At 57.6% G+C, this 23,274-nt stretch carries 28 protein-coding genes; 26 read left to right on the forward strand and 2 right to left on the reverse strand.

Annotation, left to right across the window (positions count from 1 at the left end; genetic code table 11):
• Window positions 1-4: 4 nt before the first annotated feature.
• Both B3N48_RS23950 and B3N48_RS23955 read right to left on the reverse strand, forming a co-directional pair.
• A complete protein-coding gene (locus tag B3N48_RS23950; RefSeq protein WP_296187870.1) occupies window positions 5-247 on the reverse strand; it encodes a hypothetical protein in 243 nt (80 codons plus the stop codon).
• Between the two features lie 162 nt (window positions 248-409).
• Window positions 410-799, reverse strand: a complete 390-nt coding sequence (locus tag B3N48_RS23955) for a hypothetical protein (RefSeq protein ID WP_296187871.1) — start codon at window positions 797-799, stop codon at window positions 410-412.
• Between the two features lie 66 nt (window positions 800-865).
• On the opposite strand from B3N48_RS23955, the gene B3N48_RS23960 reads away from it, so the two are divergent.
• The 26 genes from B3N48_RS23960 to B3N48_RS24085 all read left to right on the forward strand — a co-directional run bounded on the left by B3N48_RS23960 (window position 866) and on the right by B3N48_RS24085 (window position 23,222).
• On the forward strand, window positions 866-994 hold the full coding sequence (locus tag B3N48_RS23960; protein ID WP_296187873.1) for a hypothetical protein: 129 nt from the start codon (window positions 866-868) through the stop codon (window positions 992-994).
• Window positions 995-999: 5 nt separating this feature from the next.
• Window positions 1,000-1,158 carry a hypothetical protein gene (locus B3N48_RS23965; RefSeq protein WP_296187874.1) on the forward strand — a complete coding sequence of 53 codons (159 nt, stop codon included), beginning with the start codon at window positions 1,000-1,002 and terminating at the stop codon, window positions 1,156-1,158.
• A complete protein-coding gene (locus tag B3N48_RS23970) occupies window positions 1,158-1,532 on the forward strand; it encodes an HNH endonuclease (RefSeq protein WP_296187875.1) in 375 nt (124 codons plus the stop codon). The genes B3N48_RS23965 and B3N48_RS23970 overlap by 1 nt, the downstream gene beginning before the upstream one ends.
• 131 nt (window positions 1,533-1,663) lie before the next feature.
• Window positions 1,664-2,152: a phage terminase small subunit P27 family gene (locus B3N48_RS23975; protein WP_296187876.1), complete on the forward strand. Its 489-nt coding sequence runs from the start codon at window positions 1,664-1,666 to the stop codon at window positions 2,150-2,152.
• Complete coding sequence (locus B3N48_RS23980; RefSeq protein WP_296187877.1) at window positions 2,153-3,880, forward strand: terminase large subunit; 1,728 nt, start codon at window positions 2,153-2,155, stop codon at window positions 3,878-3,880.
• On the forward strand, window positions 3,877-4,041 hold the full coding sequence (locus B3N48_RS23985) for a hypothetical protein (protein ID WP_296187879.1): 165 nt from the start codon (window positions 3,877-3,879) through the stop codon (window positions 4,039-4,041). Before B3N48_RS23980 ends, B3N48_RS23985 begins: the two co-directional genes overlap by 4 nt.
• Window positions 4,034-5,335, forward strand: coding sequence for a phage portal protein (locus B3N48_RS23990; protein WP_296187881.1), 1,302 nt, complete (start codon window positions 4,034-4,036; stop codon window positions 5,333-5,335). Before B3N48_RS23985 ends, B3N48_RS23990 begins: the two co-directional genes overlap by 8 nt.
• A 2-nt stretch (window positions 5,336-5,337) precedes the next feature.
• Complete coding sequence (locus B3N48_RS23995) at window positions 5,338-6,201, forward strand: head maturation protease, ClpP-related (protein WP_296187882.1); 864 nt, start codon at window positions 5,338-5,340, stop codon at window positions 6,199-6,201.
• A 69-nt stretch (window positions 6,202-6,270) separates the two neighbouring features.
• On the forward strand, window positions 6,271-7,470 hold the full coding sequence (locus B3N48_RS24000) for a phage major capsid protein (RefSeq protein WP_296187883.1): 1,200 nt from the start codon (window positions 6,271-6,273) through the stop codon (window positions 7,468-7,470).
• A 50-nt stretch (window positions 7,471-7,520) separates the two neighbouring features.
• Complete coding sequence (locus B3N48_RS24005) at window positions 7,521-7,766, forward strand: hypothetical protein (protein WP_296187885.1); 246 nt, start codon at window positions 7,521-7,523, stop codon at window positions 7,764-7,766.
• Window position 7,767: 1 nt separating this feature from the next.
• Window positions 7,768-8,109, forward strand: coding sequence for a head-tail connector protein (locus B3N48_RS24010; protein WP_296187886.1), 342 nt, complete (start codon window positions 7,768-7,770; stop codon window positions 8,107-8,109).
• Window positions 8,110-8,430: a phage head closure protein gene (locus tag B3N48_RS24015; protein ID WP_296187887.1), complete on the forward strand. Its 321-nt coding sequence runs from the start codon at window positions 8,110-8,112 to the stop codon at window positions 8,428-8,430.
• A 15-nt stretch (window positions 8,431-8,445) separates the two neighbouring features.
• On the forward strand, window positions 8,446-8,616 hold the full coding sequence (locus B3N48_RS24020) for a hypothetical protein (RefSeq protein ID WP_296187889.1): 171 nt from the start codon (window positions 8,446-8,448) through the stop codon (window positions 8,614-8,616).
• 2 nt (window positions 8,617-8,618) lie between these two features.
• Window positions 8,619-9,137 carry an HK97 gp10 family phage protein gene (locus tag B3N48_RS24025; RefSeq protein ID WP_296187890.1) on the forward strand — a complete coding sequence of 173 codons (519 nt, stop codon included), beginning with the start codon at window positions 8,619-8,621 and terminating at the stop codon, window positions 9,135-9,137.
• A complete protein-coding gene (locus B3N48_RS24030; RefSeq protein ID WP_296187892.1) occupies window positions 9,130-9,513 on the forward strand; it encodes a DUF3168 domain-containing protein in 384 nt (127 codons plus the stop codon). Before B3N48_RS24025 ends, B3N48_RS24030 begins: the two co-directional genes overlap by 8 nt.
• 54 nt (window positions 9,514-9,567) lie before the next feature.
• Window positions 9,568-10,038 carry a phage tail tube protein gene (locus B3N48_RS24035; protein WP_296187894.1) on the forward strand — a complete coding sequence of 157 codons (471 nt, stop codon included), beginning with the start codon at window positions 9,568-9,570 and terminating at the stop codon, window positions 10,036-10,038.
• Between the two features lie 69 nt (window positions 10,039-10,107).
• Window positions 10,108-10,491, forward strand: coding sequence for a hypothetical protein (locus tag B3N48_RS24040; RefSeq protein ID WP_296187895.1), 384 nt, complete (start codon window positions 10,108-10,110; stop codon window positions 10,489-10,491).
• A 274-nt stretch (window positions 10,492-10,765) separates the two neighbouring features.
• The gene (locus tag B3N48_RS24045; protein ID WP_296187896.1) at window positions 10,766-16,306 is read left to right on the forward strand and encodes a hypothetical protein; all 5,541 of its coding nucleotides are present in this window, start codon (window positions 10,766-10,768) and stop codon (window positions 16,304-16,306) included.
• Between the two features lies 1 nt (window position 16,307).
• A complete protein-coding gene (locus tag B3N48_RS24050) occupies window positions 16,308-17,207 on the forward strand; it encodes a hypothetical protein (RefSeq protein WP_296187897.1) in 900 nt (299 codons plus the stop codon).
• Entirely contained in the window at window positions 17,207-18,955 is a 1,749-nt protein-coding gene (locus B3N48_RS24055) for a hypothetical protein (protein WP_296187898.1), read from the forward strand. The genes B3N48_RS24050 and B3N48_RS24055 overlap by 1 nt, the downstream gene beginning before the upstream one ends.
• Window positions 18,952-19,491 (forward strand): DUF4376 domain-containing protein, encoded by a 540-nt coding sequence (locus B3N48_RS24060; RefSeq protein WP_296187899.1) that lies wholly within the window; start codon window positions 18,952-18,954, stop codon window positions 19,489-19,491. The genes B3N48_RS24055 and B3N48_RS24060 overlap by 4 nt, the downstream gene beginning before the upstream one ends.
• 71 nt (window positions 19,492-19,562) lie before the next feature.
• On the forward strand, window positions 19,563-20,027 hold the full coding sequence (locus B3N48_RS24065; protein WP_296187900.1) for a hypothetical protein: 465 nt from the start codon (window positions 19,563-19,565) through the stop codon (window positions 20,025-20,027).
• 214 nt (window positions 20,028-20,241) lie between these two features.
• Complete coding sequence (locus B3N48_RS24070; protein WP_296187901.1) at window positions 20,242-20,748, forward strand: DUF1353 domain-containing protein; 507 nt, start codon at window positions 20,242-20,244, stop codon at window positions 20,746-20,748.
• Between the two features lie 51 nt (window positions 20,749-20,799).
• Window positions 20,800-21,174, forward strand: a complete 375-nt coding sequence (locus B3N48_RS24075; protein ID WP_296187902.1) for a hypothetical protein — start codon at window positions 20,800-20,802, stop codon at window positions 21,172-21,174.
• A gap of 57 nt (window positions 21,175-21,231) precedes the next feature.
• The gene (locus B3N48_RS24080) at window positions 21,232-21,657 is read left to right on the forward strand and encodes a cell wall hydrolase (protein WP_296187903.1); all 426 of its coding nucleotides are present in this window, start codon (window positions 21,232-21,234) and stop codon (window positions 21,655-21,657) included.
• Window positions 21,658-21,929: 272 nt separating this feature from the next.
• Window positions 21,930-23,222 (forward strand): DUF4214 domain-containing protein, encoded by a 1,293-nt coding sequence (locus B3N48_RS24085; RefSeq protein WP_296187904.1) that lies wholly within the window; start codon window positions 21,930-21,932, stop codon window positions 23,220-23,222.
• Window positions 23,223-23,274 lie beyond the last annotated feature (52 nt).

Below are 23,274 nucleotides of genomic sequence, written 5' to 3' on the forward strand. Positions count from 1 at the left end.
TCGTTTATGGGATTCGTTTACGCCGCAAGGTGGACGCCTGGCATATCGCGCGCGTGTGCTTTGTATCCAGGATCAGAAACTCCATTGCCTCGGACAATGTGATATTTCTTTTGGAGTCGCTTAACAGCTGATACCTCTCTGACTCCTCATGAGTGAGTCCAAGAAAGATTTCCAATCCTTGGTCATCGTGAGTTAAAGCGAGCCGCCGCGTGAGCCACGCGCGCTCTTCTTCAGTCAGATCCAGCATGTCCACTTCCTCACTAATGAAGCGGTAATGCGTTATGTCACAATGCCACTTCTATCATACGCTAAATTCGCAGGGTAACGATCCGACGAGCGTAAGGGTATCGAATTGTGAACATGCAGGAGCGGCCAGCTTTGTATTCAAGCAGCCATCAGGAGCTGTTTATCAGGCAGCCAAGCGCAGGATCAAGCGGCTCAAAACGTCTACAGACCATGGCTTGGAGACGTATGTTATGCCCGACTCTAGCTTGTAAGCGGTACCAGCTACTCCCGAGGTCACGACAATGGGAAGGCCCGGGAAGATCGACATTGCCTTGATCGCCAGTTCCCCGCCGGTGATCTCCCCCGGTGTGCGGTAATCAGTCCACAGCAGTCGAATCTCATCGCGGCTTTCTTGCAAGAACTTCAGCGCCTCATCCGCCTTGGTGAATATCAGCGGTCTGAAGCCTAGATCCATCACAAGCTCGACCATTGCATCCAATTGCATCGGTTCATCCTCAACCAACAACACGGATCCGGAGCGTATTGGTACAGCTGCGTCTTCAGTTTGAACCATCGTTTGATTATCCGTTGAGTAAAAGGGACTACCCCGAAAGGCACGTAATACCATTAAGGCGATAGCATGAAAAAGTCCTGGTATGTGACCGTGCAGGGTTACCCACAATTCCCCATGATCCTGCAGGAAGATGCCGCCCACGCGACAGCGCTGGCCATTGCTCGGTTGGTATGGCCGACCTGTACAGTTGAGTGAACACCATGGCAAAAATCAGCGCGACCACGACGATCAAGCGGGCATGGTGGGTGATCCCCTACATCACTTTGGCCATTTGGTTGTGGCGCGTTCTCGACCAAAGACCTGAGCCTAAGACCATCGAACGTACAGTCCGTCGTGGCATTCAAGTGGATGTGGACTGATGCCTAAACGTCCACAGAAGCCATGCAACGCTCAAAGTTGCAATACGCTGACCCGCAATGCGCGGTACTGCGACGATCACGCTCACCTGGATAAGCCATGGTCCGGACGAAAGGGATCTGGCCGAGGTGGACGGCCTTGGCGGCGTTTACGTGACCAAGTGTTGAGGCGCGACCACTTCATTTGCCAGTGCGATGAATGCAGGGCACAAGACCGCATTCGTCCGGCGCACGAAGTCGACCATATTGTGCCGGTGGCGGAGGGTGGCACCGATGATCCGTCGAATCTGAGAGCAATCAACCACGACTGCCACGAAATGAAGACTCAGCATGAGTCGAAGGCAGGAATTGCACGCCGGTCCGTGCAAAACGCATGAAATTGGCGGCAATTTTAGGCAATGCACCAAATTGGGGCGGGGTGGGTCAAAAGTCTGGGGTTTTTCATACGGACACCGTCCCCCGAACTGGATTTTTACACCCGCGAAATTAAAAGTTTAGGAGTTGCGCGATGGGAGGCACCGCCACGGTCGCCGGCCGTGGTCGCAAACCCAAGCCGACGGCCAAGAAAGCACTAGCCGGAAACCCTGGCAAGCGGGCGTTGAATACGGCCGAACCGAAGTTTTCCGAGGTCGCGAAAGACATTGATCCGCCAGAGTGGCTCAGTCCGCGGGCGGCCACGATGTGGAAAATGCTGGTTCCCGAGTTGCTCCGAGAACACGTGATCGCGCTGACCGATCTGCACAACGTCGAAGCGTTCTGCACTGCCTACGACAAATGGCGGATGGCTGAAGAGTCGGTGCAGCAGTTCGGCATTGTGGTCGAGTCAGCTCAGGGCAGCCCGATGAAAAATCCGGCGCTGACCGCGGCGAACGAATCAATGCGCCAGATGGTGACCTTCGGCTCAATGCTTGGACTCGACCCTGCTAGCCGAACCCGGCTCATCGGCGGCAACAAAGAAAAAGTCACCAACGAATTTGCCCAACTCCTGAGCTCGTAAATGCCCAAAGCCCTACACCCCAACGTCGACAAGGCGATGGCGTGGGGTCGGTCCGTTCTTCGCGGGAAGGTTCCGGCGTGCCGGTATATTCACCAGGCGATTCAGCGGCATTTCGACGATGTGGCCGCGAGCCGCAAGGGCAGTTTCAAGTACAAGTTTGATCCGGTAAAAGCTGAAAAAAAGATCAAGCTGATCCAACTGCTTCCTCATACGAAGGGAGAGTGGGCGTTTAAACGTCAACTGATCACGCTCGAGCCTTGGCAACTTTTCGGCCTTGCTCTCACCTTTGGATGGGTAAGGAAAAAGGGAGCGTACCGGCGCTTCCGCGAAAGCTACTGGGAGATTCCGAGGAAAAATGGGAAAAGTCTGATCGCCGCCGGCGTTGGCATCAGCATGTTCGTGGCCGATGGTGAATTCGGCGCAGAGGTCTATTCCGGCGCGACCACTGAGAAGCAGGCATGGGAGGTGTTTCGCCCGGCAAAGTTGATGGTGAGCAAGTCGCCTATGCTGATTCAGGCGGCGGGTATCGAGGTCAACGCCTCGAACATGAACATCCCTTCAGACTTCAGCCGCTTCGAGCCGCTGATTGGCGATCCGGGTGACGGCGCGTCGCCAAGCTGCGCGATTGTCGACGAATACCACGAACACCGTACCTCGGCGCAGTACGACACCATGCTGACCGGCATGGGCGCCCGTCGGCAGCCGCTGATGTTCATCATCACGACCGCCGGCGCCGATATCGAAGGCCCGTGCTATGACAAGCGCCGTCAAGTGATCGAAATGCTGGAAGGCACAGTTCCGGATGATGAGCTGTTCGGCTTCATCTGGACTTTGGATGAGGGTGACGACTGGACCGATCCGAAGATGCTGGCCAAGGCCAATCCGAACCATGGCGTGTCGGTTTTCCAGGACTACTTGGAGAGCATGCAGGCACGGGCGATCCGGTCGGCGCGGTTCACCAACACGTTCAAAACGAAGCATTTGAACCTGTGGGTAAGCGCAAAATCCGGTTTCTTCAACATGGAAAGCTGGAAGGCGTGCGAGGACACCACGCTCACTTTGGACCAGTTCGCGGGGCAAGAGTGGATTGCCGGTTTCGACCTGGCGCGCAAACTCGACATGAACTCCCGCGCGCGGCTCTTCTGGCGGGTAATCGATGGTCGCATCCATTACTACAGCGTTGCCCCTAAGTTCTGGGTGCCCGAAGACACCGCATTCAACAGCGATAACAAGCGCATGAGCGAGCGGTTTCAGGCCTGGATCAACTCGCAGCACCTAGACATTACCGATGGCGCGGAGGTTGATTACCGGGAAATCCTCGAAGACACCAAAGAGGCGAATCACCACGCGCCGCTTCGCGAGTCACCGATCGACCCGTTCGGTGCGACGGGCTTGAGCCACGAGCTCGACGACGAGGGATTCAGCCCGATCACCATCACCCAGAACTACACCAACATGTCGGACCCGATGAAGGAGCTGGAAGCGGCTATTGAGTCCGGACGGTTTCACCATGATGGAAACCCGATCATGACCTGGTGCGTGGCAAACGTGATTGGCAAGAACCTGCCAGGCAATAACGACGTCGTCCGGCCCATCAAGCAGGGAGACGACAACAAGATTGACGGCGCAGTGGCGCTGATTATGGCGATCGGTCGAGTGCTCGTAGATGCAGCGCAAAACACGACTGAATCATTCATGGACTCAATTCGGAACCCAATCATCGCATGAGCTTGCCACTGGCATTTTTCATATTCACCGCGCTGGCCGGGTTCGGCCTGCTCGTCGGCGGGGTGTTTACTCTGCTTGGTACTGGCTGGGCGCTGGTCGCCGCTGCCGCGTCGATGTTCATGATTTCCGGCTTCATCAAGAAAGGATTAGCAGGTGAATAAATCTCTTTCGCTGGTTCTCGGCAGGGCTGCGGCCAAGCCGATGAAGTCGCTCGGCGACTGGACCGGAAAGGCCATACGCCTGAGCGACGGAGGTTTCTGGGGATCATGGCTTGGCGGACAGTCCAGCTCAGGCAAGACAGTGAACGTCGACAACGTGATGAGGCTTTCCACGGTCTGGGCATGTGTTCGCATCATCTCCACTTCGGTTGCCGGGCTTCCCCTTGGGATATACCGGCGCAAGGCCGATGGCGATCGAGAAGATGCGCGAGACTTCTCACTGTATGACGTGATCCACAACAGCCCCAACGAAGACATGACGGCCTTCCAGTTCTGGCAGGCGGTCGTTGCCTCGATGTTGCTTTGGGGAAATGCCTATTGCGAGATTCACCGTGCGGGCGGTCGCGTGATTGCCCTGGACTTCCTGATGCCATCGCGGGTCGATCTAGAAGTCGATGATGATGGACGCTTGGAATACTGGTACCGCCCAAAGAAAGGACCGCGGCGGCAGATCGCTCGGGTCGACATGCTTCACATCCCCGCATTCAGTATTGATGGCCGGGTCGGCATGTCGGCAATCAGGTTCGGCGCTGATGTGTTTGGTTCGGCGATGTCAGCGGACGATGCGGCAAATGGCACCTTCAAGAACGGACTGTTGCCCACGGTCGCTTTCAGCGTGGATCGAATCCTCAAGCCCGAGCAGCGGGAGGATTTCCGGGAGTATGTGAAGACCGTTTCCGGCGCTATGAACGCGGGTAAATCTCCAGTCCTTGAGCAGGGCGTTAAGGCGGAGACAATCGGGATCAACCCCGTCGATGCGCAGCTACTGGAATCAAGGGGACACAGCATCGAGGAAATCTGCCGTTGGTTCGGCGTGCCACCGTGGATGGTCGGCAAAACCGACGCAGGCAGCAACTGGGGCACTGGGCTTGAACAGCAGATGATCGCGTTCCTGACCTTCTGCATCAGCTCAGTCACTAGCCAGATTCAGCAGTGCGTCAACAAGCGGCTGCTGAGTCCGGTTGACCGGCGTACTTACTACGCCGAGTTCTCGCTGGAAGCATTTTTGAAAGCAGACAGCGCGGGCCGGGCCGCTTGGTACAGCCAGATGACCCAGAACGGGATCATGACCCGCGATGAGTGCCGGGTGAAGGAGAACCTGCCTCGGCACGGGGGGAATGCTGGCGTCCTCACCGTCCAAACCAACCTGGCTCCAATTGATCAACTCGGCCAGTCAACAGACGGGCAGGCCGCTCAAGCAGCCCTAAAAAACTGGCTCGGCCAGACGCAGGAGTAACCATGCCTCTGAACATCAAAGCCCGCAGCTTCAACTGCGAGCTGAGCCCTCGCGCGCTCGATTTGTGGAACCCCGACCTGCGTGCTGCGCTGGAGTCCGGTACCGACACCATCACCATGTACGGCATCATCGGCGAGGACTGGTTCGGCGAGGGTGTCACCCTCAAACGTGTGGACGCCGCGTTGCGGGCCATTGGTGACAAGCCCGTCACCGTCTACATCAACTCGCCAGGCGGCGACATGTTCGAAGGCATCGCGATTTACAACCGCCTGCTCGAGCATTCACAGGAAGTGACCATCAAGGTTCTTGGCCTGGCGGCGTCGGCCGCCTCTGTCATCGCAATGGCCGGCGCGAAACGCGAAGTGGCGAAGACCGCATTTCTGATGATTCACAACTGCTGGACATACTTCGCGGGCAACCGGCACGACATCCGCGAGTTGGCAGACACCATGGAAGAGTTTGATCGAGCCATGATCAGCCTCTACGCGGATACGAGCGGCCAGGATGAAGCGACCGTGGAGAAGATGCTCGACGCGGAGACCTACATGAACGGGGCGAACGCGGTCGACAAAGGTTTTGCCACGGGGCTGATTTCCGCTGCCGAAGTCGAGCAGGCCCCGAGCGAAGATGGCACCCAGGCCCACTCGGCTCGCAAGCTGGACGCGGCGCTGGCCAAGTCCGGCATGCCGCGCAGCGAACGGCGCAAACTGATTTCCCAGATCAAGACCAGCACGTCCAGTACTGCTGGCGGCGACACGCCTTGCGCTGTCGTGCCGGGCACGCCTTGCGCTGCCCTTGATGTATCCGCGTTTGAAGAAACCGCAAACCAGGCGTCAGCACTTCGAGGCCTGATCCCCGGCTTCTGATTGGCTGAACCAAAAACTGACCGTCAACCGCCCGAGAGGCGGTTTTTTCATTTCTGAAAGGACAAAACCATGCCGCCAGATCTTTCCGCAATTGAAGCTTCTCAGAAGCAAACCCAAGCCGACCTGAAAGCCGTCGGCGATCAGATCAAGACCTATGCCGAGCGCACCGAGAAGGAAATCAAAGCCTCCGGTGAAATGCAGATTGAGACCCGTGCCAAGGTTGACGAACTGTTGACCAAGCAGGGCGAACTCCAGGCGCGGATGCTTGATGCCGAGCAGAAGCTAGTGAATGCAAACCAAGGGCGCCATCGTCCAGATCATCAGCAGTCCGTCGGCGAGATTGTCGTCGCTTCCGACGAGATGAAAGGTGTTGATTCCTCGTTCCGTGGCTCGCGTCGCATTGCCGTTCCCCGCGCAGCAATCACGTCTGCTCCTGGCTCGGGTGCCGACTTGGTTCCAGCTGATCGACTCTACGGCGTACAGGCCGCTCCTGAGCGACGGCTCACAATCCGCGATCTGATCGCGCCAGGCCAGACCGCTGGCAATGCCGTTGAGTATGTCCAAGAAGACGGCTTCACCAACAACGCCGCACCGGTGGCGGAAGGTACCGCCAAGCCCTATTCGGATCTGAAGTTCAAACTGGAAAACGCGCCGGTCCGTACCTTGGCGCACCTGTTCAAAGCGAGTCGTCAGATTCTGGACGACGCACCGGCGCTGCAAAGCTTCATCAACGCTCGTGGTCGGTACGGTCTGAAACTGGCGGAAGAGGCCCAGCTTCTTTTTGGTAGCGGCGTGGGCGCGAATATCGGCGGCATCGTGCCGCTGGCTCAGGCGTATGCCGCACCAGGTGGCGTAGCTGTTGTAGGCGAGCAGCAGATCGACCGTCTCCGCCTGGCGTTGCTACAGGCAGAGCTGGCTGAGTTTCCGTCCGATGGCATCGTATTGAACCCGATTGATTGGGCTCTGATCGAGCTTCTGAAAGACGCCAACGGCAATTACCTGATCGGCCAACCTCAGGGCAACACCCAGCCGACACTGTGGCGCCGGCCGGTGGTCGCGACGCAGTCCATGCCGAAAAACGATTTCTTGGTCGGCGCATTCGCACTGGGCGCTCAGATCTTTGACCGTATGGACGTGGAGATCCTGATCTCGACAGAGAACGACAAGGATTTCGAGAACAACATGATCACTGTCCGTGCAGAACAACGGCTGGCATTGGCCGTATATCGTCCAGAAGCGTTCGTCACTGGCGATCTCATCACGGCATAGCTCGCAATTACTGCGCCGCCCCCGGGCGGCGCATCTGCAGGAGAGGAAAAATGGCTCGTACCAGTAGCACTGACAAACAACCGAACAGCGAATCCGATAGCTGCGCTGCTGTCGGGAATGATGCCCAGGCATCCACCGAGAAGACTCAGTCTTCCGAGGTCACGGTGTACCCACTGCGAACCTACCTGGATGGCAAAGACATGCGGCGGGTTGGTGAACCCTACCAAGTGGCGAAGCATGAGGCTGCCGTCCTGAAAGCCAAAAAGCTGGCCACTGACCAAAAGCCGAAGGACTGAAATGAACGCCATCTCGACCGACGTCGCAATGCAGCATCTGCGGGCCGACGATGATGACCGTGAATATGTCGATCTGCTGCTGGCGGCCGCAGAGGACACGGCTGCGCAGTTCATGAATCGGCGGTTTTACGGTGACGCGGATGCACTGGCTGGCGCCGTCCTCGATGGCACTGCCGGCGCTGATCCGATTGTGATCAACCCGTCGGTTCGTGCGGCGTGCCTGCTCATCCTAGGCCACCTCTATGCCAACCGCGAAGATGTTGTGGTCGGTGGTGGCGCCGGCGAGATCCCAATGGGTTCACGTTCACTACTAACGCCGTATCGCGTCGGTTTGGGGGTGTGAATGCGAGCCGGTCCACTGCGTCATCACTGCGCAATCCACAAAGCTGAGCAGATCACTCGGCCTGGCGGCGGCCGCGTCGAGTCATGGACGGAGCTCGTCAAAGTTTGGGCCGAGATCACATTGCCCAGCGGGCGGGTTGCCGTGGCGGCTGATCAGCTTACGGCTGAAATAACCGCAGAGATTCGTATTCGCTACCGAACCGATATCTCGGCGGGCATGCGAATTATCCACAAGAGCAACACCTACAAGGTGGAGGCCGCACTGGCCGACAACGACCAAACGATGCTTCGGCTGCTCTGCTCGAACGTCGTCAATCCATAACTGAGGGTTAGAACTATGAAAGTACGTGCCTTGGCCGATATCTCCGGCCCGATGGGTCGTAAATCTGTGGGCGAAGAGTTTGTTGTAGGCGCCACCGAAGGCAAAGAGCTAGTCGATCGGAAGTTGGTGGAGGCCGTCGAGGACGCTCCTGTAAAACCTACGAAAGAGCCAAAGACTGAGGCCTGATCATGGCTCCCCGCCGGTCCCGCCTGGCGGGAGAATTCAAGCTCCGGAAGGTGCTGCGGAACATCCACGGCCAAATCGACAATGAGCTCAAGCCAGCTATGCAAAAAGCGGCTGACCGGATCTTGGAGTCCATGAAAGAACGGGTGCCGCGCTCTGATCGTGCCGACGCCGGTGGTCATGCTGTCGACGCATTGGAAGCGTACGTGAGCAAGTCCGGGCTCGATGCTCAGATAGGTCTTCGCGGTCTTAAGGACAACCGCCGCTATTTTTACCTGAAATTCCTCGAGTACGGGACGAAGGGTTATACCGGCGGGCAGCGTGCTGGGAATCGAAGACAGCGTGACACTAACAAAACGGACGGATCGCACTTTTTTGGCAAGCATCCGGACATTCCCGCCCGACCTGCGCACCCATGGCTAAGACCCGCGTTCGACGTGAATCGGGAGTTTGTTCTTGCCGACATCAAAGCCGCCGTTACGAGCACTCTGAAACGTGCGAGCCAGGAGCTGGGCAATGGCTGATCCAGGATTCGCACTTCAGGTGGCGATATTCGATCGGCTCACGGCCGAGGTGTCATGTCCGATTTACGACAGCGTGCCGATGGATGCAGCCATGCCCTATGTCTCCATCGACTACGAGCTATCGAGCAATGTCGACATCCTCAACAAGCGCAGGGACATGCGGCTGTTTTACCTGTCGATCTGGAGCGATTTCAAGGGCCAGGAGGAGGTAAAGCGGCTCATGGGCGAGATCGACTCCGCCTTGCATGAGCGCGCTCTAGCGCTTGAAACAGGTCGTGTGATCTCCATTCGCGTGGATCGCAAGCAGACCAACCGTGAGCCGGACGGAATCACGTATCAGGGCAGCATCACGCTGCGCATCCTGACCGAACACTAAAACGCTTACCCACGCCGCGCTGCGGCCTTTCACCTGTCCTCAGGAGGACTACCTATGGCTATCAATACCGGCGCTGGCACGCGGATCTATATCGGTCCACGCCTCTCTGCCAATTTGCCCGCCGACCATGCGGCTGCTATCGCGCTGCTGGCTGCGATCACTTACGTCGAGGTTGGCGAGGTGGAGAGCATCGGCGACTACGGCGACACGATCAACGACGTCAGCTTTGCAGGCCTTGCAGCGGGGCGGGCGAAGCACTTGAAGGGCCTTGCGGATGCGGGCTCGTCCGATCTTTCCATCGGTTTCGATGCTGGCGATGCCGGGCAGCTGAAACTCGTCGAGGCCTTCATTGACCGCTCCCGTTATGACTACCCGTTCAAGGTGGTGTATGTGGACGGCGAAACCGACTACTTCGCGGCCAAGGTCATGAGCAACAAGAAGACCGGCATCAGCGTTGAGGGCGTGCTGAAGCGCACCGTCACGTTGGGTATCAACTCGGAAATCTACGAAGTAGAAGCCGAGTAATCGCCCTGTTGCAGAGCGCCCTGTTGATTGGGGCGCTTTTCACTCCCCCTTTTGTGAGAAGAGATTTCTATGTCCAAGACGAACCATGGCGCTGTTGTCGTAGACGCAGGCGGCACCACTTATAACCTGATTCCCAATCTGCGCGCTGTTCGCGCTATCCAGAACCAGTTCGGCGGCCTGCTGCCGGCCTACAGCGCGATCGGCTCTGGAAACCTCTCGGGTATCGCGTTCATCATCGCGGCCGCATCCGGGATTGATACCTCGAAGCGCAAGGAACTGGAGAAGGTCGAGGAAGCGGTTTTTGAAGGTGGCGTCTCCGCGGTGGGCAATAAGGTCATTCCCTTTGTCCGCGCGCTGTTGAATCCGGGCGGCAAGACTGACGAAGAGCTTGAAGAGGCCGCAGGCGAGGGAAACGAGAAGACCGTGGATACGTCGACGAGCTCTTCGGACTAGCCACCGGTTACCTCGGCTGGTCTCCGCGCGACGCTTGGGAAACACCGATCGTTGAGATCCTGATCGCATGGGAAGCGAAAATCGAGTTTCTGAAGAAGACGAATCCGTGGGGCCAGGCTGAGGAGAAGGTAGACAAGAAGGCAGTGGCCAAGGACGTACGTATGGGGTTTCGGGTGGCTGCGATGACCCGGAATAAAACTTGAGACGCTTTGGCGCCGAGTGGCGGCAAACAGATACCCGCTTCTGCGGGTTTTTTTATGCCTGGAGAAAATGAATGGCTGACGGCGATATCCAAGGCCTGCTGGTCCGCATCGAAGCCACCACGGCCCAACTCCGTCAGGAAATGGCGCGCGGGGAGGCGGCAGTTGCGCAGACCTCGGGCAAGATCGACTCGAGCTTGGGCAAGGTCGACAAAGCGTTTGATCGTGCGGGCGACAGCGCGAAAACGCTATCCCAGGCAATTACCTCTGCTGCATCGTCTTTCGGTGGTTTCAATATCGCTGCCGTTGGTTCGATAGCGGGCCTTGTCGCGCTGACGAGCAGCACCATCGACCACGCCCGCGAAGTGAAAAACCTGGCGTCCGTGTCCAACACATCCGTCGAAGAATTCCAGCGGATGGCCTACGGCGCTAAAACAGTTGGGATCGAGCAGGACAAGCTGGGCGACATCCTCAAGGATGTGAACGATCGCGTGGGGGAGTTCATCCAGCGCGGCGGCGGCGAGATGGCGGATTTCTTCAAAGAAATCGCACCGAAGGTCGGTGTCACCGCTGAGCAATTCAAGAATCTTTCCGGGCCTCAGGCTCTCCAGCTTTATTACACGTCGCTGGAAAAAGCCGGGCTGAACCAGCAGCAGCTGACCACCTATATGGAGGCAATGGGCGACGAGTCCACCGCGTTGATTCCATTGCTGCAGAGCAACGGAAAAGGATTCAAAGACCTAGGGGACCGCGCAGAGAAATACGGTCTGGTCCTCTCCAAACTGAGCATCGAGCGACTTGTAGATGCCGGTCAGGCCGTAAAGGATCTGCAAGCCACTTTTTCAGGTGCGAGTCAGCAACTGGTTGTTGGCCTGCTCCCGGGCATTGAAAGCGTCACAAAAGGGCTGGCATATCTTCGTGACGACGGTGGTGCGCAGAAGGTAGGCGAGACAATTGCCTTTCTCGCCGAGAACATTGACGTGCTGGCGGCGGCACTGGGCGGGAAGCTGGCTGCGGCGTTTGCGAAATATGCGATTGATGCGGTGACGTCCGCCGGATTGGCCACGGCGGCATTTCTCCAAAATGTTTCCGCGACGAAAGCCTCCGCGATCGCCAAGGCTGAGGAGGCCGCTGTATCCGCTGAGGGTGCTACGGCGAAGCTTCGTGAGGCGGTAGCGGCTGCCAGTGCGACCACTGCGTTGCAGGCGGAGGCTGTCGCTCGGGTAGCCAATCTCGAAGCGGTGCGGCAATCCCTGGGCTATCAAGCGGCGTTGGCTGCCGGCTCGGCAGAGGAGACGCAGCTTAAGAACTCATTGGCGGCCGTGGAGGTGGAACTGACCGCCGCGCGCACGGCCGAGGCCAAAGCAACCCAGGCGCAAGCCGTGGCGTCGGCTGCTGCGTCCAGCGCAATGGCGCGCGATACGTTGGCAACGCAAGCCAACGCTGTAGCCCAGGCCGAGGCGGCAGCTGCCAAAGGCGTTCTGGCTCGCGCTGGCGCTGGTCTGCTCGGGTTGCTTGGCGGTCCTGCGGGTATTGCGGCCCTCGCTATCGGTGCCGGTGTTGCCTTCCTCACCATGGGCGGCAACGCAAAAACGGCCGTCACCGGCCTAGACGAGTTGAAGCGTTCCACCGACGACGTCCGCAAATCTTTTCAGGACCTGGCCAAGGATCAGCAACGCAGCGCGCTGGTAGCTGTTATGCGCGAGCAAGAGTCAGCAGCAGCAACTGCTGACGAGGCTTTCGCCGCCTTCTTGAAGACCTCCAAGCAGGTGCTCGGCAGCACGGTTGCCACCCGGATTGCGGGTGATGCCGAGGAAGCACGGAAGGCAGGGAAAGGCTTGTCAGATACGATTGACGACTGGCAAAAACGGTTTCACATCCCTGAAGAAGGTATGCGTAGCCTTCAAGATGCGGCCGGGGCGCTCTCGACCGCCGAGCAACGAACCCATCTTCTTGCCGATCGCGCTGCCCTATATCGCACTGAGCTGGACAAGGGCTCGCAGGTCACCCAAGTCAATACCGGTCTCACTGCTGACCAAACTCTCGCAGTCAACACGCTGCAAAAGTCGTTAGAGAAGCAGCTCAACACACTGCAGGACAAAACTGCTGTTGACGCTGCCAACCGCGTTCTGACCGACAACAACATCGCGGCAACGAGCAAAGAGGGACAGGCCCTTCTCACGACTGCGGCCGCCATCGACAAACAGAAAGCCGCGGACCAAGCCGCGGCGAAAGCCAAGTCCGATGCGAACAGCGCTGCGCAGAAAGCGATTAGCCTCACGGAAGGACAAAAAAAGGCGCTGACGGACCTTCAGGCCAGCGCCGATATTGCCATCCGTTCCGCCGGCGGTCTGGCTGATGCCTACTTGGCTGGCGTCGACAAGAGCCGCGAGTTCACCATCCAGCAGAAGGTTGAGCAGGAGCTGCTGAAAACCGGAGCGGGTGCGCGCAAGGAAGTTGAGAAAGCAATCAACGACCAGGCGGATGCCGAAGACCGATTGGCTGTCAGCAAGCAAGCGTTCGATTTGGAAAAAGAGACGGCCGATTTGCTCGCGCAGGCAAAGGCAACCCTTCAGGGTGCCGATGCGCTTGAAGCGTACAACGTGCAAAAAGCGCTTCAGGCTTCTCTTGCGAACAAAAATATCGAGGTAGGCAGCAAGGAATATCAGCAGATGCTCGCTGCGACCAAAGCGCAGCAGGATGCGGTCAAAACGCTTCAGCAAGCTAATGATGCCGGTAGCATTCTCGATCGTCTGTATCCGGAAAGTAAGCTGCTGCGTGATTACACCAACGATCAGAACGCGCTCAATGCGGCGATGAAGCTGTATCCAGAGCGAGCCGACGACTACCGGGCCGCTCTTCAGCGACTAGGCCTCGAGTACGATGCGAACAAAAACGCTTCGTCGGACTGGGGGAAATTCACCGAGGGGGCGGTTGACCGCGTAGACGGCGCATTCGCTGACATGTGGAAGTCCATTCTGGGCAAGTCTGGAAACTTTTTTGCGTCGTTCAAGGACAGCTTCAGTCAGTTCCTAGCCGAAGTGCTGCACATGGCGATTACTCGCCCCATCATCGTGCAGATCGGGGCGTCGCTGGGTGTCGGTGGACTTGCCGCCCAAGCTGCGTCTGGTGGAGGCGCTGGGGGCTTCGGTGCGGGCTCGTTGCTCAACGGTGCCTCGTCACTGTTCAGCGCGGCAACCGGCTGGGGCAAGGCTCTGTACACCGGTTTTCAGAGCGGCGGGCTGGCTGGCGCATGGGGTGGACTCAGTAACTATACCTCCGGTGTTCTCGCCGGGTGGGACCAGGCTGCGGGCCAGCTGTTCGGCACAATCAGCAACGGCAGCAACGCACTGACATACGCGCCGCTCAGTGCCCAACCGGGTGCACTTGGTCAGATCGGCAGCGCCGTGCCTTGGGCAGCAGGAATCGGCGGCGCCCTGTACGGATACGGGAAATCAGGGCTGAAGGGCGCAGCTGCGGGGGCCGCCGGCGGGGTGGGTGGCGCTTTGTTGGGCCAAGCTCTTATTCCCGTCCCGGTCCTTGGCGCTGCGATTGGTGGCCTGCTCGGCGGCTTTGTTGGGGGCAGCCTGTTCGGCGGTGACTGGGTAACCAAAAACTCCGGTATTCAACTCGGCGTTACGAATGGCGACCTTGACGCTTCCGCGTTCAAGTACCAGAAAAAGAAAGGCGGGTTGTTCAGCAGCAACAAAAAGCGCACCAAACTGAGCCCGCTGGATTCGCAACTGCAGGGCCAGCTGCAAGACGCGTTTGATGATCGGCTCGATACGGTCTTCGGCCTGTTCGACATGCTGAAGGTCGATGTCAAGGACGGCGCCCTGGACGGGCTCAACATCGCAGCGCAACAGATCAGCCTGCAAGACCTCACCTCTGACCAGGTCACGCAGCTGATCTCGGACTGGTTCGAAGTCCTTGGCAATGACGCCGTGGGCGCGATCTCGAAATCGATGGGCTTGGGCCTCGAGGGCTACAACGTCAACCAGCTGACCGAGTTCGTCGGCAACCTGTACAGCATCAACGACACGTTCAAGCTGCTGAACGTGAACGCGCTGCCCGTCTCGGTGTGGGGCGGCAAGTTGGCCGAACAGTACGTCGCACTCGCGGGCGGCATGGAAGCTTTCAACACCGCGACCCAGACCTACTACAACGCGTTCTTTACCGATGAGGAGAAGGCCGCGAACACCCTTGCCGCCGTTCGCAAGGAGTTCGCCGATCTGAACCTGACCTTCCCAGACAGTAAGGAAGGCTTCCGCGCATTGGTCGAGGGGATCGACAGCACCACAGATGCAGGACGAAAGCTGTTCGTCCAGTTGACCGGACTGTCTGGCGATGCGGCTGCGGCCTATCAGATTCTCAAGCAACAGTCTGATGCGGCGAAGCAGACGGCGGCAGATGCGGCGCAGGCGGCTGCCGACGCGACGCAGAAGATCTTTGACGGGCTGATGAACACGGCCAACACGGCGAACAGTGCCTTGCAGCGTGCCATCAATGCACAGAAGGCATCGATCAATGACATGTTGGCCACTGCCAATACGCGGGTCACGGATCTCACAGGCGTCAGCAATGACCTGAGCACCGCGCTCAAGTCGCTGCGCGGTGATTCCGATGCGGCGGTTAGAACGATGCGTGCGCAGGCGCAGGCCACCCTTCAAAACGCGCTCGCAGCCGCCAGGGCTGGCGGATCGCTTGCCGGGTTTGCAGGACTGAACGATGCGCTCAATACGGTCGGCAGCAATAACACTGACCTGTACGCGACGCTTCAGGACTTCAATCGAGACCAGGGTGTGACGGCTAACGTCGTCGCGGAACTGAACCGGCTGAACGGCAAACAGCTGACCAGCGCCCAGCAGACGGTCAAGACTCTGCAGGATCAGCTCGACCGGCTCGACGATCAGCTCGCGTTCGCTCAATCGCAGCTGGATGCGATCAACGGCGTCGACAACTCGATCAAAAGCGTCACCGATGCCGTTAACGCCATGAACGCGGCTGTTGTCGCGGCTTTGGGTGCAACGGGCGGTAAAAACCTGACACCGGGACAGTCCAGCTCTCTGGTCGACACCGCGTATCAGTCGGTCTACGGCGCCGGATACGTCGCGGATGCTGCTGGCAAAGCCTATTGGCAAAACCAGCTTGCAACGGGGGCGCTCACGGTCGAGCAGCTGATCGAGGCCGTCCGCAATGCGGCAAAGGCAAATCATAGCCTTCCGGGCTACGCCACCGGCGGGCTTATTACCGGAGCTGGCAGCGGCACAAGCGACAGCATGTTGATCCGGGCTTCGAACGGGGAATACATGATGCGCGCCGCTGCTGTGAAGGCCTTCGGCGTCGATGCGCTGGATCAAATGAACTCCTTGCAGATTCCGGCTTTTGCGAGCGGGGGCCCGGTGCTGTCCGTTCCGTCTCTGCCGCAGGGTGGTGGATCGGCGGCGGGCCAGGCATCGGGTAATGACGCCGTAAGCGCTCGGCTTGATCGGCTGATCGGCCTGCTCGGGGGCTTTGTCGAGCCGGTGGACAACATCAAAGAAGACTCGCGCAAGGGGAGAAAGCTGATGGAGCAGTGGGATCGGGTTGGCCTTCTGACCACGGGGAACACTTGAGATGAAGTTCATCAAACCGATCACGGTTACGTCGGGACTGATCTTCAGCTCCAACATACCGCCGGCGGATAACCCGCTTTGGGTCAACAACAGCAGCTATGCCAAGGACGTGAAGCTGACATGGAAAGACCATAACTGGCAGGCGCTGGCGGCGGTGCCCGCCGGCGTCGAGCCTGGTAACGAGGTGGTGACCGCCGACAACCCCGCCAAGTGGCTTGACCTCGGCGCAACCAATCGCATGTCGATGTTCGATGACGTGGTCGGCACTCAGTCGACACACGCAGGATCGGTCACGGTCACGCTTCAGCCAGGCGTGGTCGTCAACTCGGTAGCGCTGCTAAATCTGGTAGGCAATTCGTACCGGGTGACGATGACTGACCCGGCGGAAGGGGTGGTTTATGACCGAACCGACTCCCTTGTCGATGGTGCGGTAGACAACTGGTACGACTGGTTCTTCGAGGAGATTGAGGATCGAGTCACAACAGTTCTCACGGACCTTCCGGCGTATGCAACCGCGCAGATCACCATCACGGTTTTCGACGTGGCCACCGCCGCCATCGGCGCGCTTGTACTGGGCAAGCTCACAACGCTGGGTATCACGCTGTACACCGCGCGGGTCGGGATCGACGACTACTCACTCAAGGAAAGAGACAAGTTCGGCAACTTTACCGTGTTGGAGCGAGCATTCGCCGACAACGGCGACTTCCCGGTGCTTGTCGAGACCAGTCGGGTGACCAAGATCAAACGGCTTCTCACGGAGATTCGCGCGAAGCCGGTGGTGTGGATCGCTGAAGAGACCTATGAGGCGACGATCATTTACGGCTTCTACAAGACGTTCGACATCACTTATTCCGACGACACCAATTCGAACATGCAAATCACGCTTGAGGGGATGACCTGATGCCTGCGCAAACCACACCGCCGCTGATTCCAGAACTGCCACCGGCTCCATCGCGATCTGAAGGGCAGGCGGCGTTTAACCTTACTGCGGGCCCGTTCATTGCCGCAATGCCGCCGATGGTGGTGAATATCAACACGTCCCTGGCGTGGATCGGTCAGCAGGTGACGGCGGTTGACGGCTATCGCCAGGCAGCCGCAACCAGTGCAAGCAACGCCGCGGATTCGGCGAGCGCCGCGAACACCTCCAAAAACGCCGCTGCACAATCCGCGACAGATGCCACGAATAACGGCAAGGCACAGCTGGATCTCACGAAGGCTCAAGTGACGCTGGCGGCCGAGCAAGCAGCTCTGGCCACAACGAACGGTCAGGCTCAGGTCCAGCTCGCCGCACAGCAGGCGCAGCTTGCAACCACAAATGGGCAAGCGCAGGTCGCAGCTGCGGGGCAAGTAAAGGATCAAACTGCTGCCATCAGGGATCAAGCGCAGATCATTGCAGACGCGGCTCGGGCGGCGGTCGGCATTCCGTCCTACACCAACAAGAAGGGCTACGTGTTCACCGTCAGCGATGACGGCGCATCGATTCAATGGCGCCCCCGGCATCGAGTTGGTGAAGTTGTTCAGGTGAGTGGCGCACTCGACAACACCTTCTTACCGCTGACTGGCGGCATATATCTTCAGTCTGCGTATCCTGCTCTATTCGCTAAAGTTGGAATATTAGGAAGCGTTGCCGGTGATGTATGGTCGACCCCAACTGTGAATCCCGAGACCTTCAGGCGAGTGGCTGCTGGAAGCGGCGTTCAGATGGCTACCGCCTTCGGCCAAGTTTCGACTATTTATAGAAGTACGAATGACGGGCAGACATGGAACGCTATCTCGCTCACAGCACTGCTGAATACTGCGACTGCCTCGGTATATGACGTCGCAACTGACGGCAAGGGAGTTTGGATCGCTATCGGTTATGTCTCGTCTTTGGGATGGTTCACGCTTAGAAGCCCCGACAACGGTGTCACCTGGGCAAAAGTTACAACTCCCAATTTACCAGGCCTTCCAACGCGCTTGGCGACAGACAAGAACGGTACATGGATTGCTACTGGTGGAACATCGAGCGTAACGATCGCTCGATCGCTCGATAATGGCCTAACTTGGGCGGTTATTGTTAGCGGTGTAGGTAGCAATGGGGCAGGTGGTGCAGCAACAGATGGTTTGGGAAACTGGATTGTAGCCGGAGCTGGTGCAGCTTATATCAGTACTAATAACGGGGCGTCATTCGCTGCAAAGAGTTATGCAGTGGGCTTGACGATCACTACGGCATATGACGTTGTTACAGATAGCAAAGGCCTTTGGATGGTGACCTTCAATACCAGCAGCGGACTGGGGTTGATCAAAACGTATAACCTCGGCGTTGATTGGTCACTCGTTACCGTCACTGGACTCACAACCTCCACGGTGTGGTGCGGCGTTACGGATGGGGACGGTAATTGGTTCTTTGGGGCTACTTCAGGTCGATTCTTCTACACCCGCGACAATGGTCAGACTTGGACCGTAGTTCCCTCGGGAACTACTAAAGTGGGGACGGGTGATGTTGTCGCTGTTCTGCTCTTGGTTGCAGATCTGGTGATCACTGCAGGAACTAACCAAAACAGATCCTACGCAGCAACCCCCTATGACAGCACGACGCTTTTCCGGCTGCCAAACGTCACAGTTTTCAAGGGGCTGACGAGCTACATCAAAGCTAAGGAGGCCGCATGATCGCCTACGTCTGGAACGAGAACGGGATTTATGAACGCAGCCAGGAGGTGGATGTAGAAAGTGAGTTTCCTTTACGCAGTACAACGGCTCAGCCTCCAAAGCTGACCGGCACACAGGTCGCGCGCTGGACCGGGGAGGGCTGGGAGAAGCTGGCGAAAGCCCCTGATCCAGATCCGGAACCTGCTCCGGACTGGCTGGCATTGATCGCCGACCGGCGCTACCGCGCCGAGATCGCGGGTTTCCCTTGGAACGGCTTCGGCATCGACACCGAGCGGGACAGCCAGGCAAAGATCAGCAGCAGCTGGTCAGCGGCTCGCGACGGATTCCGGGAAGATGGCTCAGTCTGGAAATGCCTTGACCTCGCCACCGGCCAGATTGTCAGCCGCCCGACCACGAACGCCGAGATGATCGACATCGGCCAACAGGCCTACCGCTACGTGCAAGCCTGCTATGACCGGGAGGGTGCGTTGCTTGAGGCCGCCGCCGGGGGCACTGTCAGCGCTGAGATGGTCGAGGAAGGGTGGCCGGATGAATGAATGTCCGGGATCGCTATAGAGTGAACTGACCTATCTGCGTTACAGTCGTCTGCCGTATTAGGAGTGCTGCTATGTACAATTCGGATGATGTGTATTGGCTCTTAAAAAAGCTCAATCTGGAATGGGAAATTAGTGCGATAAGCGATAAGTTAGCCGACATCACTTCCAAACTTCGCGACCTTGGCTCAAAGGCAGACTCCGGTTTTGATGACGTACAGCGTTCGTTGTCTGATCTTGAACCACTCGAAAAATCTGATCCTGACGACTTAAGTTCTATTAAATCGTCGCTGGACTCAGTTGTTGAAACACTGAGCGAAATTGTTCAGGTAGTGAACCGGCCCGACGACCATGCAGTAACATGGCCACCTGTGATAGGGCAAGTTGTGACTCTTCAAGGCTGGGACTACCCGCACGTTGTGAAGGGCGTCGAGATAGACGACGGCGTCGTGAAGTATTTCATTGGAGCCAGTACTTTGCGTGCGGATCAGCGCGACGTCTCAGTCCGGCTAAACGAACTGCTGCCGCATAACTGGTAAATCAATCAAGAATTTTGTCCTGCTGCATCCAAGCCCGCCAAACCCGGTTTTTTTTCGGTTGGAGAAATCATGAGTCAATTCACCACCGCGCTAAATCCGGGCAAATCGGCAAGTGGACGCACGTACAGCTTGCCGACCTAGTGCTGGCGTTCGAGAAACTTCAGCGGGATATTGAAACTTTCATCGAATACCTGCCCTCGCTGGAGCTGCTAACATGATCCCGGTCGGTAAATTCGACGTCCATCCTGCGGTCCGCTTCACCAGCCGTTGGAATGTGGCCACACAGGAAGCCCTGACGTTCAACGACCCGGTTCACGGGCTGCTGACGGTGCCGGCCGACTTCTACAGCGACCTGGCCTCAATTCGCATTCTGCGTGAGGTCTGCCGTTGGGCAGCTATCGGCGCGTTGACGGGCTGGGTGTTCGCTTGGGGCTGGCTCGCGGCTGCGTTACTGGAGCTCGCCATTGTGACCTTGGCCCTTTACGGCATGCTCGCCGGGTACGGCATGCGCGCCGCCATGCTGCACGACTGGCTCTATGGTGTCGGCACCCTGACCCGAGCCGACTGCGACGGGGTGTTTTACCGCGCACTCACAACCGGCGACGGCACCGCGCGATGGCGGGCCTCGATTTTCTGGCTGGGCGTCAGGCTCGGCGGATCGACCTCTTACACCAAAACCCCGGCCAGTTCCGGGTTTTCTTCGTGTGGAGACCGTTTGTAAATTGTCCATGCTGACAATATCCTGATGTACCAATTCAGATAAGTACCACGCATGCCAGCTTTCCACCCTGCAGACATGGAAACATTCGCCAAGACTCATCCTGCTCAGTACAACGAGCTGCGAGCGCATCCATTCAATTTCATTGAGTTCGTTAACTCAGAGGAAGCGTTCACAAACATGAGAGTGGTGACCGATGCGCTCGAGCTTCCGGCAATTGCAGGGATCGTCAAGGTCTGTGGTGAGGCGATCTTGAACACCGAGCCGAACAAAAAACGTCTCACGCTGAAGCGGTCGATCGGCACGCTCGTATGCGCTGTGATGGAGGCCAACGGCTACGCAAAGACTGGAATCCAGCGGGCTGTCCCGCCTATTCCTGAACGCATCTTTTTGGTAGCAGAGGTGTTTCAGCGAGCGGATTGGACATGACGCAAGTTTGAATTTGAAACCCGCCAAGTGCGGGTTTTTTTCTGCCTGGAGAAAACGATGACGGTGTGTGAACAAGATCGGGATGTGCTGGCGCGGACGCTGTGGGGCGAATCTCGCGGGGAAGGGCTGGCCGGGATGGTGGCGGTGGCGTGGTCGATCCGCAACCGAGTGAATGACGGCAGGGAGAAGTCTTGGTGGGGGGAAGGCTACGCTGGTGTATGCCAGAAGCCGTACCAGTTCAGCTGCTGGAACAAGGGCGACCCGAACCAGCCGTTTCTGTCCGGCGCTCGACAGATTCCGTTTCGCGAGCTGGCACAGTGTCGCCTGGCCGCTGATCTGGTAATCGATGGGAAAGTGCCTGACCCTACTAGTGGGGCGACCCACTATCACGCCACCAGCATGTCTCCTGCGCCTAACTGGGCGAAGGGCGCGACTCGAACGCTCGAGCTTGGCCATCACATCTTTTTCAAGGACGTGCCATGAAGGGGGCCTAGGTCCCAAGCAACATGGTCAAGCCCCAAAAGTGGTCGCTGATCTCGAGTTTATAACTGTCGATGAAAAATTTTATCCCGTAGTGCAACTTTTCGGAGTGCCGCTAGCTCAACATGCAACCTGGCGATGATGGCAGCCGGCCACCATTCTCAGTGCAAGGTTTCAAACCGTGCGCGCGGACCGTTCGGCGGGCCCTTTCCCAAGTCCAATCATATAGTGTCATTATGACACTACTACCATTGCAAAGTATTCTGGGTGATACCATGGCCACACTTGCAACAAAGCAGCTCGTCGCGTCCTTGTACATAGCAGCCTTCGGACGCGCGCCGGATAAAGCTGGTTTGGTGTACTGGTGCTCTCAGATGGATGACGGGTTTACCTTCGACTCGATGATAATTGGTTTCCTAGCAAGCACCGAAACTGAAAGTCGGTATGGTTTGAACATTAGTGATCAGAGTTTCATCCGCAACCTTTACCATAACCTGCTCAGCCGTGAGCCTGATCAAGACGGGGCTGCTTACTGGACATCTCGATTGGGCGAGGTGGGAAATCGCAACGGGCTAGTCAAGGAAATCCTGCAATGCCTCCGAGAGAGCCCCGGCACAGACCATCAGATTTTTCAAAACAAGATCGACGCAGGCCTCAACTTCGCTGATTCGTTTTACGGCGATAATCATTCCTACGCCGATACGATTCTCGATTCGATCACCAGCGATCCATTATCAGTAACGCTTGCACCGGTCATAAATGATCATCTGCATAATCCGCAAGTCATTCACGCCCCAGATCCGGTCCCTGTTCCAGATCCAGATCATTTGCCGGTACCGGATCCTTCACCTATCCCCAATCCCATTCCGGTACCGGTTCCTGTAGTCATTCCAGGTCCTGCGCCGACTATCATTCTACGTGAAGACACAGGGGCTCTGAGTTCGGATGGCGTCACATCGAATGGCACTATCGATATCGGCCTGCCTCCTGGAGCACAGTCGTGGCAGTACAGCACCGACGGCGGTACTAATTGGCAACTAGGCTCCGGCTCATCATTTGTAGCGCCTGATGCGATTTACTCATCCGGCAGTATCGTTGCCCGGTATGTCGACAGTAGCGGTGTAACTAGCGAAGCGGGCTCAATCGAAGCAAGCTTGGTGGTCAATGCTCCAGCCAATCATTTTTATGGTTCGTCTGTGAAAGCGGATTTCAACGCGAGTGGGCAACTGTTGGTTAGCAAAACTTTCGTACCGGGCCCAGGGGTCGAAAGAGGCTACGAAGGAATTGGTGGCTTCAGGTTAGACGTCGCCGACACCTCGATAAAATTCGCTTTTAATAAAACCTTGGTCTACAACGACAATGTGTTATTGGTCGTCAGCGACCCTTATCACGACTTGGCGGCTTTCAAAGATATCTCTATCACGAACAACACGGTATCTGTGTCGTCTCCTAGTCCCGCCGTGTTCGATAAGTCCAGGATTTCCATTTCGGACGACGTCATTACCATTAATCTCAGCGGAGTAAAAACGACTCCCACCAGCGTCCTCGAGTTCGAAGTGATCCTTTAAGGCTGACGAATCCACCTTACTATAGCTCGATCAGTTCAGACTTTTTTCTAGT

Origin of the sequence: Pseudomonas sp. UBA1879 (assembly GCF_002338065.1) — a bacterium.
In the GTDB taxonomy this organism is placed as follows: Bacteria; Pseudomonadota; Gammaproteobacteria; order Pseudomonadales; family Pseudomonadaceae; genus Aquipseudomonas.

What these genes read in the sequence shown, in the direction of transcription:
- B3N48_RS23950 (WP_296187870.1), bottom strand. Translation starts at nt 247, where the DNA reads ATGCTGGATCTGACTGAAGAAGAGCGCGCGTGGCTCACGCGGCGGCTC.
- B3N48_RS23955 (WP_296187871.1), bottom strand. Translation starts at nt 799, where the DNA reads ATGGTTCAAACTGAAGACGCAGCTGTACCAATACGCTCCGGATCCGTG.
- B3N48_RS23960 (WP_296187873.1), top strand. Translation starts at nt 866, where the DNA reads ATGAAAAAGTCCTGGTATGTGACCGTGCAGGGTTACCCACAATTCCCC.
- B3N48_RS23965 (WP_296187874.1), top strand. Translation starts at nt 1,000, where the DNA reads ATGGCAAAAATCAGCGCGACCACGACGATCAAGCGGGCATGGTGGGTG.
- B3N48_RS23970 (WP_296187875.1), top strand. Translation starts at nt 1,158, where the DNA reads ATGCCTAAACGTCCACAGAAGCCATGCAACGCTCAAAGTTGCAATACG.
- B3N48_RS23975 (WP_296187876.1), top strand. Translation starts at nt 1,664, where the DNA reads ATGGGAGGCACCGCCACGGTCGCCGGCCGTGGTCGCAAACCCAAGCCG.
- B3N48_RS23980 (WP_296187877.1), top strand. Translation starts at nt 2,153, where the DNA reads ATGCCCAAAGCCCTACACCCCAACGTCGACAAGGCGATGGCGTGGGGT.
- B3N48_RS23985 (WP_296187879.1), top strand. Translation starts at nt 3,877, where the DNA reads ATGAGCTTGCCACTGGCATTTTTCATATTCACCGCGCTGGCCGGGTTC.
- B3N48_RS23995 (WP_296187882.1), top strand. Translation starts at nt 5,338, where the DNA reads ATGCCTCTGAACATCAAAGCCCGCAGCTTCAACTGCGAGCTGAGCCCT.
- B3N48_RS24000 (WP_296187883.1), top strand. Translation starts at nt 6,271, where the DNA reads ATGCCGCCAGATCTTTCCGCAATTGAAGCTTCTCAGAAGCAAACCCAA.
- B3N48_RS24005 (WP_296187885.1), top strand. Translation starts at nt 7,521, where the DNA reads ATGGCTCGTACCAGTAGCACTGACAAACAACCGAACAGCGAATCCGAT.
- B3N48_RS24010 (WP_296187886.1), top strand. Translation starts at nt 7,768, where the DNA reads ATGAACGCCATCTCGACCGACGTCGCAATGCAGCATCTGCGGGCCGAC.
- B3N48_RS24015 (WP_296187887.1), top strand. Translation starts at nt 8,110, where the DNA reads ATGCGAGCCGGTCCACTGCGTCATCACTGCGCAATCCACAAAGCTGAG.
- B3N48_RS24020 (WP_296187889.1), top strand. Translation starts at nt 8,446, where the DNA reads ATGAAAGTACGTGCCTTGGCCGATATCTCCGGCCCGATGGGTCGTAAA.
- B3N48_RS24025 (WP_296187890.1), top strand. Translation starts at nt 8,619, where the DNA reads ATGGCTCCCCGCCGGTCCCGCCTGGCGGGAGAATTCAAGCTCCGGAAG.
- B3N48_RS24030 (WP_296187892.1), top strand. Translation starts at nt 9,130, where the DNA reads ATGGCTGATCCAGGATTCGCACTTCAGGTGGCGATATTCGATCGGCTC.
- B3N48_RS24035 (WP_296187894.1), top strand. Translation starts at nt 9,568, where the DNA reads ATGGCTATCAATACCGGCGCTGGCACGCGGATCTATATCGGTCCACGC.
- B3N48_RS24040 (WP_296187895.1), top strand. Translation starts at nt 10,108, where the DNA reads ATGTCCAAGACGAACCATGGCGCTGTTGTCGTAGACGCAGGCGGCACC.
- B3N48_RS24045 (WP_296187896.1), top strand. Translation starts at nt 10,766, where the DNA reads ATGGCTGACGGCGATATCCAAGGCCTGCTGGTCCGCATCGAAGCCACC.
- B3N48_RS24050 (WP_296187897.1), top strand. Translation starts at nt 16,308, where the DNA reads ATGAAGTTCATCAAACCGATCACGGTTACGTCGGGACTGATCTTCAGC.
- B3N48_RS24055 (WP_296187898.1), top strand. Translation starts at nt 17,207, where the DNA reads ATGCCTGCGCAAACCACACCGCCGCTGATTCCAGAACTGCCACCGGCT.
- B3N48_RS24060 (WP_296187899.1), top strand. Translation starts at nt 18,952, where the DNA reads ATGATCGCCTACGTCTGGAACGAGAACGGGATTTATGAACGCAGCCAG.
- B3N48_RS24065 (WP_296187900.1), top strand. Translation starts at nt 19,563, where the DNA reads ATGTACAATTCGGATGATGTGTATTGGCTCTTAAAAAAGCTCAATCTG.
- B3N48_RS24070 (WP_296187901.1), top strand. Translation starts at nt 20,242, where the DNA reads ATGATCCCGGTCGGTAAATTCGACGTCCATCCTGCGGTCCGCTTCACC.
- B3N48_RS24075 (WP_296187902.1), top strand. Translation starts at nt 20,800, where the DNA reads ATGCCAGCTTTCCACCCTGCAGACATGGAAACATTCGCCAAGACTCAT.
- B3N48_RS24080 (WP_296187903.1), top strand. Translation starts at nt 21,232, where the DNA reads ATGACGGTGTGTGAACAAGATCGGGATGTGCTGGCGCGGACGCTGTGG.
- B3N48_RS24085 (WP_296187904.1), top strand. Translation starts at nt 21,930, where the DNA reads ATGGCCACACTTGCAACAAAGCAGCTCGTCGCGTCCTTGTACATAGCA.